14 protein-coding genes are annotated in these 12,642 nt (G+C 68.5%); 2 read left to right on the top strand and 12 right to left on the bottom strand.

The genetic code is table 11. The annotated features are described in order from the left end of the window. Positions 1-141: 141 nt before the first annotated feature. A complete protein-coding gene (locus tag IAE56_RS18390; protein ID WP_200753521.1) occupies positions 142-522 on the bottom strand; it encodes a hypothetical protein in 381 nt (126 codons plus the stop codon). On the opposite strand from IAE56_RS18390, the gene IAE56_RS18385 reads away from it, so the two are divergent. Continuing rightward, on the top strand, positions 515-1,423 hold the full coding sequence (locus IAE56_RS18385; protein ID WP_164075346.1) for a LysR family transcriptional regulator: 909 nt from the start codon (positions 515-517) through the stop codon (positions 1,421-1,423). The two genes, IAE56_RS18390 and IAE56_RS18385, sit on opposite strands and share 8 nt — an antisense overlap. Positions 1,424-1,513: 90 nt before the next feature. Here IAE56_RS18385 and IAE56_RS18380 read toward each other — a convergent pair whose 3' ends face one another. From IAE56_RS18380 to arfB, 7 genes are all read right to left on the bottom strand, one after another. Further along, a complete protein-coding gene (locus IAE56_RS18380) occupies positions 1,514-2,770 on the bottom strand; it encodes an MFS transporter (protein WP_200753520.1) in 1,257 nt (418 codons plus the stop codon). A gap of 120 nt (positions 2,771-2,890) precedes the next feature. Next, the gene (gene lepB, locus IAE56_RS18375; protein WP_200753519.1) at positions 2,891-3,517 is read right to left on the bottom strand and encodes a signal peptidase I; all 627 of its coding nucleotides are present in this window, start codon (positions 3,515-3,517) and stop codon (positions 2,891-2,893) included. Positions 3,518-3,644: 127 nt separating this feature from the next. Beyond that, positions 3,645-4,091, bottom strand: a complete 447-nt coding sequence (locus tag IAE56_RS18370; protein WP_049467841.1) for a hypothetical protein — start codon at positions 4,089-4,091, stop codon at positions 3,645-3,647. A gap of 3 nt (positions 4,092-4,094) precedes the next feature. Further along, positions 4,095-4,490, bottom strand: a complete 396-nt coding sequence (locus IAE56_RS18365) for a hypothetical protein (protein WP_200753518.1) — start codon at positions 4,488-4,490, stop codon at positions 4,095-4,097. 205 nt (positions 4,491-4,695) lie between these two features. Next, positions 4,696-6,852 (bottom strand): peptidyl-dipeptidase Dcp, encoded by a 2,157-nt coding sequence (gene dcp, locus IAE56_RS18360; RefSeq protein WP_200753517.1) that lies wholly within the window; start codon positions 6,850-6,852, stop codon positions 4,696-4,698. Positions 6,853-6,963: 111 nt separating this feature from the next. After that, positions 6,964-7,566 carry a lysophospholipid acyltransferase family protein gene (locus IAE56_RS18355; protein ID WP_108767333.1) on the bottom strand — a complete coding sequence of 201 codons (603 nt, stop codon included), beginning with the start codon at positions 7,564-7,566 and terminating at the stop codon, positions 6,964-6,966. A 4-nt stretch (positions 7,567-7,570) separates the two neighbouring features. After that, complete coding sequence (gene arfB, locus IAE56_RS18350) at positions 7,571-8,002, bottom strand: alternative ribosome rescue aminoacyl-tRNA hydrolase ArfB (RefSeq protein WP_108767332.1); 432 nt, start codon at positions 8,000-8,002, stop codon at positions 7,571-7,573. Positions 8,003-8,136: 134 nt separating this feature from the next. On the opposite strand from arfB, the gene IAE56_RS18345 reads away from it, so the two are divergent. Continuing rightward, the gene (locus IAE56_RS18345; protein WP_200753516.1) at positions 8,137-8,664 is read left to right on the top strand and encodes a DUF2059 domain-containing protein; all 528 of its coding nucleotides are present in this window, start codon (positions 8,137-8,139) and stop codon (positions 8,662-8,664) included. Positions 8,665-8,733: 69 nt separating this feature from the next. Here the strand turns inward: IAE56_RS18345 and IAE56_RS18340 are convergent, their stop codons facing one another. From IAE56_RS18340 to IAE56_RS18325, 4 genes are all read right to left on the bottom strand, one after another. Beyond that, positions 8,734-9,471 carry a pseudouridine synthase gene (locus IAE56_RS18340; protein ID WP_108766928.1) on the bottom strand — a complete coding sequence of 246 codons (738 nt, stop codon included), beginning with the start codon at positions 9,469-9,471 and terminating at the stop codon, positions 8,734-8,736. Positions 9,472-9,611: 140 nt separating this feature from the next. Then, on the bottom strand, positions 9,612-10,199 hold the full coding sequence (locus IAE56_RS18335) for an O-methyltransferase (RefSeq protein WP_200753515.1): 588 nt from the start codon (positions 10,197-10,199) through the stop codon (positions 9,612-9,614). Next, a complete protein-coding gene (ubiB, locus tag IAE56_RS18330) occupies positions 10,196-11,851 on the bottom strand; it encodes a ubiquinone biosynthesis regulatory protein kinase UbiB (RefSeq protein ID WP_200753514.1) in 1,656 nt (551 codons plus the stop codon). The genes IAE56_RS18335 and ubiB overlap by 4 nt, the downstream gene beginning before the upstream one ends. Next, a complete protein-coding gene (locus tag IAE56_RS18325; RefSeq protein WP_200753513.1) occupies positions 11,848-12,483 on the bottom strand; it encodes an SCP2 sterol-binding domain-containing protein in 636 nt (211 codons plus the stop codon). The genes ubiB and IAE56_RS18325 overlap by 4 nt, the downstream gene beginning before the upstream one ends. Positions 12,484-12,642 lie beyond the last annotated feature (159 nt).

Below are 12,642 nucleotides of genomic sequence, written 5' to 3'. Positions count from 1 at the left end.
TCCCGCTGCTGATGGTGGGTGCCGACCGTTGGTCGGCACGGGGTCGGATCCCGTTGCTGCGCAACGGGCTCTGACCCCATTTCTGCGACGCCTGACGTTTGGCCGCGATCCAACCCAATGTGAAACTCACGCCGATGGCGATTACGTCCTGTGGCCGCGCACGATGGCCAACCACGGCGCGAAGGCCGTCTCGAAATCAGCCGGCTGCAGGTCACTCCAGCTGCGCTGGTAGACCGACTGCCCCGAGCTGACGTCGAGGATTGCTGCATCGCACTCGCCCGAGCTCCAGTAGGTGATGTTGGAAACAACGTGCTCAGTGTCGATGTCGAGGCTACCGGCAGGCTTTTCTGTCGGGCGGCAGCGCGTGGCAGTGCCATGGTTTTCAGCCCAGATCAGAAAGGCATCCAGCCACTCGACATGGATTGTCGGGTCGCGAGTCATGGCGCTCCGGCCGTTGCAGGTTCCTGCCCGTAAGATAGGCAGGCCGACCGGGCGTGTCATCTGCCGCTGCTGCATGTCCATCGAACTCCGCCACCTGCGCTACTTCCTCGCCGTTGCCGATACGCTGCACTTCGGCCAGGCGGCCGAGCGGCTGGGGATGTCGCAGCCGCCGCTCAGCCAGCAGATCCGGCAGCTGGAGGAGCTGATCGGGGCGCGGCTGTTCGTGCGCAGCCATCGCCGCGTGCAGCTCACTGCCGCCGGTGAGCTGCTGCAGGAGCGGGCGCGGGCCATCGTGCAGCAGGTGGAAACGGCGGTGGATGAGGTGCAGCGCGCGCAGCGCGGTGAGCAGGGCGAGCTGCACATCGGCCTCACCAGGGCCACGCCGCTGTCGCCGCAGATCCCGCGGTCGATCCTGCAGTACCGGCAGCAGTACCCGCAGGTGCGCCTGCAGCTGAGCGAGATGAACACCCTGCAGCAGATCGATGCGCTGCTCGATGGCAGCCTGGACGTGGGCATCATCCGCAAGCGTGCGCTGCCGCCGGAACTGGTGGCGCACAGCCTGTTTGTCGATCCGCTGGCGTTGATCGTGCACGCCGACCACCCTGCCCTGCGCCGGCTGTCGAAGCAGGGCACGCTGGCGCTGCGTGATTTCGCCCAGGAGCCGTTCGTGGCGTTCCGCCGCAGTGCCGGGGCCGGCATCCACGACCACATGATCGCGCTGTGTGCGGCGGCGGGATTCACCCCGCGCATCGTGCAGGAGGCGGGCGAGGCATCGACGCTGATCAGCCTGGCGGCAGCCGGTCTGGGTGCGGCGATCCTGCCGTCGTCATGCGACCACATCCGGGTGGAAGGCGCGCGCTTCGTGGCGATGGCCGACGCCGGGGCGCATTCGGAAGTGCAGCTGGCCTGGCGCCGCGAGGGAGTGACGCCGTTGATCCGCAATTTCGCCGGATTGCTGCGCGGGGCGTTCGCGGGCGGGTGATGCGCCGCGCTGCGCGCTCGCCGGGCATGGCCCGGCGCTACCGTCGACCCATCAACACAGGCCGTGTTGCCGGCCAGCGGCCGGCAGATCTCAAGCGGTAACCGGCTGCGGGGCGCGCTGCTGCAGGGCCCAGATGATGCCGCCGCCGAGCAGGGTCAGCACGCCGGTGAACAGGCACACGCCCAGCCAATCCCAGGCGGCATAGGCCAGGCCACCGACGGCGCCGAGCACGCTGCTGCCCAGGTAGTAGGCGAAGAGGTACAGCGCCGAGGCTTCGGCACGCATCGAACCGGCGCGGCTGCCGACCCAGCTGCTGGCCACCGAGTGGCCACCGAAGAAACCGAAGGTGACCAGCGCGATGCCCAGCGCCATCGTGGTCAGCCACGGCATCGACAGCAGCACGATGCCGGCACCGATCAGGCCGAAGGCAATGGTCAGCACGCGGCCGCGACCGTAGCGCGTGGCCTGCTGGCCCATCCATGCCGAGCTGAAGGTGCCGACCAGGTACACGCTGAAGATCAGGCCGACCACGGTCTGGCTGAGGTGGTACGGCGGCGCCAGCAGGTGATAGCCCAGGTAGTTGTAGAGGGTGACGAACACGCCCATCAGCACGAACGAGGTGGCGAACAGCCACGGCAGGCCCGGGTCGGCGAACAGCGTGCGCCAGCGCGAGGGCAGCTGGCGCAGGCCACCGCGGCGGGCCTGGAAGTGCCGCGACGGCGGCAGCTGCAGCCACAGCAGCACGGTGCTGGCCACAGCGATGATCGAGACCGCGCCGATGCCCCAGCGCCAGCCCCAGTGGTCGGCGATGATGCCGGCCAGCAGGCGCCCGCTCATGCCACCGATGGCGTTGCCACCGATATACAGGCCCATGGCCAGGCCCAGCGCGCGGCTGTTCATTTCCTCCACCAGGTAGGTCATCGCCACGGCAGGCACCCCGCTCAGGGCCAGGCCCAGCAGCGTGCGCAGCACCAGCATGGTGGTCCAGTCATCGACCAGCGCGGTGCACAGCGACAGCAGGGCCGAGGCCATCAGCGCGGCAATCATCATCGGCCGGCGGCCGATCGCATCGGACAGCAGGCCGGCCAGCAGCATGGCCACGGCCAGGGTGCCGGTGCTCAGCGACAGCGACATCGCGCTGCCGGCGGCGGACACCCCGAAGTGGCGGCTGAACTCGGGCAGCAGCGGCTGCACCGTGTACAGCAGGCCGAAGGTCGAGAACCCCGCCAGGAACAGCGCGACCGCCGTGCGCCGGAACGCCGGGGTGCCCTGCTGGATGCGGGTATCGACAACGGAATCGGAGGTGCGGGGGCGGCCGCTGAGGGACGCCGCAGTTTCGCCAGTCATGGGATCGAAGGGCCGTGGGGGCGGCCGACGTGGGGGTACGGGGACCAGCGTAGGCCCCTCGATCCAGTCGATCCATAACCTGATGAGTCAGGATCGATATGTAGAACGTATCAATTCAGCTTAGAGGTGCTTCCACTCGAAGCCATCGCCGCGGCGGTAGTAGATGGCCACGGCGCGGCCGTAGACCTTGCCGGCGTCGACGAAGCCGAAGAAACGGCCGTCGAAGCTGTTGCCGCGGTGGTCGCCCAGCACCAGCAGCTTGCCGTCGGGCACCACCAGGTCGGCGATGTCGGGGCCGCCGCCCATGTCGAGGTCGAGCTCGGCCTGGCGCTCGCCGAAGGCTTCGGTGTCGCGCAGGTCGGCGATCTGCAGCGGCTGGCCGTTGATGGCCAGGTGGCCGCCATGCAGCTGCACGTGGTCACCGGCCACGGCCACCACGCGCTTGATCAAGCGGGTGCCATCGGCCGGCGAATCGAACACGGCCACCTCGCCGCGCTGCGGGGTGCCGGTGGCCAGCAGCTGCTGGCCGGTGAACGGCAGGCGCAGGCCATAGGCACGCATGTCCACCACCACGCGGTCGCCGGGCTGCAGGGTCGGCTGCATCGAGCCGCTGGGCACCACGTAGTGGTTGGCCAGGGTGTCGCGGGCCGCGGCGAGCAGGCCGAGCATGACCAGCAGCGGCAGCGCTTCCTTCTTCAGCCAGGTGAGCGCGCGTTCGGCAAACGGGGGGCGGGCGGCGGCGTCCATGACAGGTTCCGGTGGGTGGAAGCTGGGTGAGACCTGCGGTGGGCGCGGGAGGTTCCCGGATGCCGCCCCCTGACGGTGGGGTCAGAGCCCTTTCCGCGGGCGGAAAGGGATCCGACCCCGGCGCGCGTCAGGTGCCGACGTGCACGCGGTTGGCGTGCTCGGCCAGGCCGAGGTGGTCCAGGGCGATGTCCAGCGCCAGCACGTAGCTCTGCGCGCCGTAGCCGGCGGCGATGCCCAGGCGCTGGCCGACACCGGCCGGCAGGCAGGGTTCGGCCACCGCGCCATCGTCGTGCACTTCCACATAGGCGTTGTGCAGGTACGGCAACAGGCGTTGCAGGCGCAGGCTGCCGGCACAGGCACCGGGGTCTAGCAGGGTCACTTCGCCGCGGCTGTGGTCTGCCACGCGCAGCGCGTCCAGCAGTTCCTGTTCCGAACCGCAGGCGCGGATGGCCACGCTGGTGCCGGCGTCGATCGCGCGATGCACCAGCGATTTCAGCACCGGTGCGGGCAGCGGCAGCGCCGTGCGGATCAGCGTGCCGGCGGCTTCCGGGCCACGGATGATGAAGATCGACATGGCTCAGCCCTCCTGCGCGAGGCGCCGGCCGACGATGGCCAGCGACAGCGGGTAGCCCGCCTGCTGGCTGCGCTGGTCGACCACCACCGCGGCCGGCCCGTGCTGCAGGCGCAGGCGTGCATCCAGGCCCGGCGCGTGCGGGGCCTGCAGTTCGATGTAGGAGGCAGGCATGCGCTCCAGCGCCGCCTGCAGGGCGCCGCCCTCGGCCTGCCACTGCGCGTCGTCGGCCACGCCTACGTCCAGCAGCACCCAGTCGTCGGCCTGTGCCTGGCACAGGCAGTGGCGCACATCGGACAGGCTGGCGCAGTCGTTGCACAGCACGCGATGGCCGCACAGTTCCAGCGGAAGCTGCGGGCGCGGCGCGGACGACGGCGCGTGCCGGATCACCAGGAGGGTCATACACCACCTTGCACAAAGCGCCCTGCGGCGCGGTAGGCACACGATGCGCGTGCAGGCCGTAAAGGTGCGATGCCGGGAGAGGGCGTGGGGCGTAAAAGGTGCGTAACGCAAACGGGGTCGGAGCCCATTGCGCGGCGCGCAACGGGATCCGACCCCGGGTATCGCAACGAAAAACGGCGGGGTTGCCCCCGCCGTTTTGTATTTCTTACTTCAGCCCGCGGAACTTCAGCAGCGGTTCCACCGACGGGTCCTTGCCGCGGAAATCGCGGTACAGGGTCGACAGTTCCACGCTGTTGCCGCGCGAGAGGATCTTGTCGCGGAACTCCTGGCCGTTGGCCGCCGTCAGGCCACCGTGTTCGGTGAACCACTGGTAGGCGTCATGGTCCAGCACTTCGGCCCAGAAGTAGGCGTAGTAACCGGCCGAGTAGCCGCCGCCCCAGATGTGGTCGAAGTAGGTGGTGCGGTAACGCGGCGGCACCTGCGGCAGGTCGACCTTGAACTTCTTCAGCGCGCTGGCTTCGAAGGCGCCCACATCCTGCAGCGGGGCATCGGCCTTCTGCGTGTGCCAGGCCAGGTCAAGCAGTGCGGCCGACAGGTACTCGGTGGTCGCATAGCCCTGGTTGAAGCTGCGTGCCTTGAGGATCTTGTCGACCAGTTCCTGCGGCATCGCTTCGCCGGTCTTGTAGTGCTTGGCGTAGTGGGCGAAGACCTTCGGGTCCAGCGCCCAGTGCTCGTTGAACTGCGAGGGGAACTCGACGAAATCGCGCGAGGTGGCGGTGCCGGCGATCGACGGGTACTTCACGTTCGAGAACATGCCATGCAGGGCGTGGCCGAACTCATGGAACATGGTGGTGACGTCGTCGAAGCTGATCAGCGCAGGCTGGCCATCGGCCGGCTTGGTGAAGTTGCAGACGTTGTAGACCACCGGCTTGGCACCGGTCAGGCCGTCCTGCTCGACGAACACGTCCATCCAGGCGCCGCCGGACTTGGTGTCACGCTTGAAGTAGTCGGTGTAGAACAGGGCCAGCGAGGTGCCGTCCTTGTCGAACACTTCGTACACCTTCATGTCCGGGTTGTAGGTCGGAATGTCGGTGCGCGGCTTGAAGGTGATGCCGTACAGCTGGGTGGCGGCGTAGAAGACGCCGTTCTGCAGCACGTTGTCCAGTTCGAAGTACGGCTTGACCTGCGATTCGTCCAGGTCGTACTTGGCCTTGCGGACCTGCTCGGCGTAGAAGTCCCAATCCGAGGCGGCAACCTGGAAGCCACCCTTCTGGGCGTCGATCACCTTCTGGATCTCACCGGCTTCGGCACGGGCCTTGGCGGTGGCGGCCGGCACGGTGTCGGTCAGCAGCTTCAGCGCCGCGGCCGGGGTCTTGGCCATCTGGTCGCCCAGCTGGTAGTCGGCGAAGGTCTCGAAGCCGAGCAGCTTGGCCTTCTGCGCACGCAGCTGGGCCAGGCGCTGCACGGTCTCGCGGGTGTCGTTCTTGTCGCCACGCTCGGCACGGGTTTCCGAGGCCTTCAGCACGGCGGCGCGCTGGTCACGGTCGCTCAGCGAACCGAGCACCGGCTGCTGCGTGGTGTTCTGCAGCGGCAGCACGAACTTGCCATCGAGCTTGCGATCCTTGGCGGCGTTGGCCGCGTTGTTGATCGCGTTCTCGTCCAGGCCGGCCAGCTTGGCCTTGTCGTCGACGACGACGGCTGCCGCAGCGGTGGCGGCCACCAGGCGGGTGTGGAACTGGGTGGAGAGGGTGGTCTCTTCCACGTTGAGCTTGCGCAGGCTCGCCTTGTCGGCGTCGGACAGCTGCGCGCCAGCGCGCACCAGGCCGTCGTAGTAATGCTCGACCAGGCGCTTCTGTACCGGGTCCAGCTCCAGCGTGTCACGCTGGTCGTACAGCGACTTCACGCGGGCGAACAGCTTCGGGTCGAGGTTGATCTCGTCCTGGTGCGCGGCCAGCTTCGGGGCGATGTCTTCCTGGATCTTCTGGCGCGCTTCGGTGCCATCGGCCTGGACCAGGCCGAAGAAGATGCGCGACACGCGGTTCAGGGTCTCGCCGCTGCGCTCCATCGCCACGATGGTGTTGTCGAAGGTGGCCGGCTCGGCGTTGTCGGCGATCTTGCGGACATCGGCCAGGTGCTGGCGCATGCCTTCTTCGAAGGCCGGCGTGTAGTCGCTGTCCTTGATCTTGTCGAACTGCGGCGCCTGGAACGGCAGCGTGCTGGCGCTCAGCAGCGGGTTGGTGGAGGCTTCGGCCGGCTGCTGGGCCGGGGCTTTCTGTGCTTCGGACACGGGGGTGGACTCCTTGCCGGAACAGGCCGCCAGCGCCAGGCTGATGGCGGCGGCCAGGACTACGGTACGCGACATGTAAAACGCTCCTTGGGCGGACGGTATGGGATACCAGCCCTCCACCCTACTCCTGTCGCGCTCGCCCGGCATGTGCCGGACGTGGCGCCTCGGTTGCCGGCCGTGGCCGGCTCAGACCGTGCCGCGGGTCTTGCCCATCCAGGGCCGGTAGAACTCACGGATGGCGGCCATGTCGGCGGCATCATCGCCGGTCGGCTGGAACAGCGGGCCGATGCCGATGGTCTTTTCCGGGTAGTGGAAATACGCGGCCAGGATCGGCACGTCAGCCATCCGCGCGATCTTCAGGAAGCCGGCCTTCCAGTCCTTCACGGCCTTGCGGGTGCCTTCGGGGGTGATGGCGAACCACATCTTCTCGTTGTTGCGCAGCAGGTCCACGGCCTGGCCGACGGTGCCCTGCGGCGCGCTGCGGTCCAGCGGGATGACGCCCAGCTTGTGCAGCAGCGGGCCCAGCGGCCACCAGAACAGCGAGGCCTTGCCCAGCACCTTCACCTTCATGCCCAGCGCGATCTTGGCCGCCATGCCCCACAGGCCGTCCCAGTTGGACGAATGCGGGGCGATGATGAAGACCACTTTGGGAACGTTGGGCAGGGTGCCGACCACCTTCCAGCCGCCCACACGCAGGGTGCAGCGTGCCAGCCAGCGCAGGAAGGCGTTGGGTTTGACCTGCGGCATCTGCGGCGGCACGGCCGGCAGCAATGAATTCGGCTTGTTCAAGCAATCACTCCCAGTCACGTGATGAGCGACCGCGCTTGATCTGCGCGCGCCCGCGTTTGGCGTCCAGACGACGCAGTTTCGACCCGTGGGTCGGCTTGGTGGCCTTGCGTGGTTTGGGCACGCTCAACCCGGCCTGGATGAAGGCCGCCAGCCGCTCGCGCGCATCCTCGCGATTGCGATCCTGGGTCCGGAACCGTTGCGCGTCGATGACCAGCACGCCTTCGCCGGTCATCCGCCGGTCGCGGCGCGCCAGCAGGCGCTCACGCAACGGGTCGGGCAACGAGGGCGAGTTGGCCACGTCGAAACGCAGTTCCACCGCGGTGGAAACCTTGTTGACGTTCTGCCCGCCGGCACCACTGGCACGCACGAACCGCTCGACGATCTCGCCGTCGGGGATTTCAAGCTGCGCGCTGATGGTGACTGGTCCACTGCCCATCCGCGCATTGTAGCGGCAGCCACGTTGCCGTGGATGCCATCGCGCACCGTATGCCGCCGATCAGGCACCGAACACGTCGCCTTCGCCTGTGCAGCGGGTATGCTGGCCATCCCATGTACCGCAGGAAGCTTCGCATGACCCGCTTCATTCCCGCCCTGTCCACCGGCCTGCGCCGTACCGTGCTGCTGCTGGCACTGGCCGCGGCCAGCGCGCCGGCCCTGGCCGCAGCGCCCACCGATGCCGACATCAACCGCCTGCTGGCTGCCTCGCGTGCGCAGAGCATGCTGGACGGCATGCTGCCGCAGCTGCAGACGATGCAGCGCCAGCAGTTCGAGGACATCGCCCGGCAGCGCCAGCTGACCCCGCAGCAGACCGAGCAGCTGCAGCGCATGCAGCAGCGCACCACCGCCACCCTGACCCAGGCGCTGTCCTGGCAGCAGCTGCGGCCGATGTACGTGGATCTCTACAAGAAGAGCTTCAGCAAGGAAGACGTGCTGGCGATGGCCGAGTTCTACGAGAGCTCGGCCGGGCAGAGCCTGCTGGACAAGACCCCGCTGCTGATGCAGAACGTGATGATCGCCATCCAGGAAAAGATGAAGCCGCTGATGGCCGACCTGGAGAAGGACATGCAGGCGATCCTCAACGAGCCGGAAAAGAAATAACGCCGGGACGTCGGGATGGATGGGGTCAGAGCCCTTTGCCTGCGGGAAAGGGATCCGACCCCGGATCGGTTACGGCACCTGCCAGCCGAACAGGTCCAGGGCCTTCTGGAATTCACCGTCCACCGGCGCGCGCACGTCCACCGTGCCGCCGTCGGGGTGGGGGAAACGCAGGCGTTCGGCGTGCAGCAGCATGCGGTGCACGCCCTGCATGCGGAAATTGCGGTTGTGGCGCCCGTCACCGTGGCTGGTATCGCCGATCAGGTGATGCGAGAGGTGCTTGAGGTGGCGGCGGATCTGCCGGAAGCGGCCGGTCTGCGGCTGGCAGCGCAGCAGCGCGTAGCGCGAACTGGCGAAGTCGCCCACCGGCACCGACAGCTCGCCGGTGGCCAAGCGCTGGAAATCGGTCACCGCCGGCTTCTTCACCGGCTTGCCGGGGCCGCCGTCCAGGTCGTGGTCGACCTGCCAGGCCTCCTCGGCCGGCCAGCCACGGCAGATGGCCAGGTAATCCTTGCTCACCTCGCCGCCCATCAGCGCCTTGCCCAGCACGCTGGCGGTCTCGCGGTCGAAGGCCAGCAGCAGGCAGCCGCTGGTGGCGCGGTCCAGGCGGTGCACCAGGAAGATCGGCCGGCCCAGCTGCTCGCGCAGGCGGTCGGCAAGGAAATCGTCTTCGCCACGGGCCAGCTTGCTGTCATGGACCATCAGCCCGGCCGGCTTGTTGACCACGGCCAGGCGCTCGTCCAGATGCAGCAGCTGCAGGGGGGCGGTTTCGATCTCGACCGCAGCGAGGGTGTCAGGTTCGGTGCTCACCGCGCGATTATAAGGGCGCCCCCTCCCCTGTAGAGCCGAGCCCATGCTCGGCTGCTGTGCGCGATTGGAAACAGCGTGCCAACCAAGGTTGGCATCTACCTGTGGTAGCCGAGCATGGCTCGGCTCTACAAAGAGGGTGGTCAGCCGTTGCGCACGGCCAGCAGTTCGCCGTTGCCCACTGGTACCAGGCTGGTGCTGAAGGCCGCGTCGGCGTCCAGCAGCGCGCGCAGCGGCTCCATCTGTGCAGCGTGCGAGGTGGCGTTGTCGACTACCAGCAGGCCGCCGGGGCGCAGCACGCGACGCAGCTGCGGCCACCAGCCGGCGTACTGTTCGCGGTCCGAATCGAGGAACAGCAGGTCGATGCTGGCATCGGCGGCGCTGGCCAGCCATTGCCCGGCATCGCCGTGCACCAGGCGGATGCACCCGGCCAGGCCGCTGCGTTCGAAATTCGCCTGCGCCAGCGCGACCTTGTCGGCGGCGTATTCCAGCGTGGTCACGTGACCATCGACCGCCGCTGCGGCTTCGGCCAGCCACAGCGTGGAATAGCCGTTGGAGGTGCCGATTTCCAGCACCCGCCGCGCCTGGCCGAAGCGCACCAGCACCGACAGCAGCTCACCGGTGTCGGCGGTGATGTTCAGCATGCGCCGGCCGCGTTCGGTCTCGCGAGCATCGTTGGCCGCGCCGTGGCGGGCCAGTTCATCCTTCAGCGCCTGCAGTGCGGTGTTCACCGCCACCACGCGCGGGCCAGGGCGAAGGCCCCCACCGCGGCCGCGCCCAGGCTCAGCACCGGCAGGTCGCCCCAGTACCAGCCCGGCGGCTGCAGCACGTACATCAGCGTGGCGATGGCCAGCAGGCCGACGCCGGTGATGGCACCGACCGCGCGCTTCTGCAGGCGCTGCAGGCTGGCATCGAGGGTGACCAGGTCACGCGAGCGCATCGCCAGTTCGTGGCGGCCTTCCACCTGCTGGGTCAGCCAGGCGTGCACCAGGCGCGGCATGTCCGGCGCGTGGGTCATGATTTCCGGCAGGCGCTTGCCGATCTCGCGCACGACCCGACGCGGGCTGTAGCGCTCGCGCAGGATCTTCGCCAGCACCGGCTTGGCCACCGCCCAGATGTCGATCTGCGGATCCAGCTGGCGGCCCACGCCTTCGATGTTCAGCAGGGTCTTCTGCAGCAGGATCAGCTGCGGCTGCAGGGTCAGCTGGTAGCGCTGGGCCACCCGGAACAGCTTCAGCAGCACCTCGGCCAGCGAGATCTGCGACAGCGGGCGGGTGAAGTACGGTTCGCACACCGACCGCACGGCCGCTTCCAGGTCGTCGATGCGCACGTTGTCCGGCATCCAGCGCGCCTGCACGTGCAGTTCGGCGATGCGGCGGTAATCGCGGTTGAAGATGGCCATGAAGTTCTCGGCCAGGTAGTACTGATCTTCCTGCGAGAGCTGGCCCATGATGCCGAAATCCAGCGCGATGAAGCGCGGGTTGTCGCGGCGCGCCGGATCGGTGTCGACCCAGATGTTGCCGGCGTGCGCATCGGCGTGGAAGAAGTTATCGCGGAACACCTGGGTGTAGAACACCCGCACGCCCTTGGCGGCCAGCGCCTTGCGGTCGATGCCGGCCTTGTCCAGCGCGACGATGTCATCGGAGGGAATGCCCCACACCCGTTCCAGGGTCAGCGCGCGCTCGGCGGTGTGGCTCCAGATCACTTCCGGCACGTACAGGTCGTCGCTGTTTTCCCAGAAGCGGCGCAGCACGCTGGCATTGGCGCCTTCGCGCTGCAGGTCCAGCTCGGCGGCCAGGGTGTTCTCGACTTCGGCCACCACTTCGCGCGGGCGGATCTTGTCGGCACGCGGGTGGGTGCGTTCGACCAGCGCGGCCAGCGAATTGAGCAGGGCGATGTCGGCGTCGATCTGCTTCTCGATGCCCGGGCGCAGCACCTTCACGACCACCTGGCGGCCATCGGCGAGGGTCGCGGCATGCACCTGCGCGATCGAGGCCGAGGCCAGCGGCTCGGTGTCGAAGCTGGCGAAGGCTTCGCTGACCGGCAGGCCCAGCGCTTCTTCAACGATGCGGCGCGCGGTGTCGCCGTCGAAGGGCTTGACCCGGTCCTGCAGCAGGGTCAGTTCGTTGGCCACGTCCGGCGGCACCAGGTCGCGGCGGGTGGACAGGATCTGGCCGAACTTGACGAAGATCGGGCCCAGGTCCTGCAGCGCCAGGCGCAGGCGCGCGCCACGCGACTGCGAGGCGATGTCGGCCGAGGCACGCGGTACGAAGGGCTTGGCCAGGCGCAGCCAGCGCTCGGCCGGGGTGCCCTGCAGCAGGTCGTCGAGGCGGTAGCGCAGGATGACGCGGCCGATGCGGTTGGCCCGCAGCAGCGCCTTCATGCGGCACCCCGCAGGCGCTGCACGCGTGCGCCGAGGCGCTCGACGTCGTCACGCAGCACGTCTACGTCGTCGTGGAAGGCATCCAGTTCGGCACGTGGCACCACGTCGCGCGACTCCTCGGTAATGAATTCGGCGGCGCTGTGGGCCAGGTCGATGGCGCCCTGGCGCGCGTGCTGCAGGGCGCTGCGCAGGGTGTTGGCGACCTGCACGCCGAGCACTTCGCCGAACACGCTGACGAAGGGCTGCTGCCAGTCGGGGTCGAAGCCCTTGGCCAGCTGCTGCAGGCGGCGCGCCAGTTCGGCATCGCCGGCCACGCGCACGCGGCCCTTGCCGTTGTCGTTGCCGCGGCGGGCGTTGGCCAGCAGCGGCAGCTGGGCGAGCACGCCGGCCAGGCTGCTGCGCACGGCCAGGTCGGCTTCCTGTGCATCCACCGGGCCGACGCGCAGCATGTCGCCATCGACGCTGATGCGCATCGCCAGCGACGGTGCGTCCAGGGTCAGGTCGATGTGGCGGCCGTGGAGGCTGGCCAGGGCGTGCCGGGTATCCGGATCCAGCGCCAGTGCGCGGTTCAGTGCGGTCTGCAGGGCGCGGCCGGCGACTGGCTTGAGGGACGAGAGCAGGGAGAGAGCCATGTGTGCATTCTACCTGCGTGGGTGGGGGCTTGGGCCGGGCTGCCGCCCGGCACCCGCAGAGGCACCGGCCTCTGGCCGGCAACTTCAATAGCAAAAGCCTGCATTCCATGGGATGGCGGGGGGGGGGGGGGGGGGGGGGGGGGGGGGGGGGGGGGGGGG

Origin of the sequence: Stenotrophomonas sp. S41 (assembly GCF_016624625.1) — a bacterium.
In the GTDB taxonomy this organism is placed as follows: domain Bacteria; phylum Pseudomonadota; class Gammaproteobacteria; order Xanthomonadales; family Xanthomonadaceae; genus Stenotrophomonas.
The sequence above is the reverse complement of the archived record's forward strand: the minus strand, read 5'-3'. Positions and strand labels throughout refer to the sequence as shown.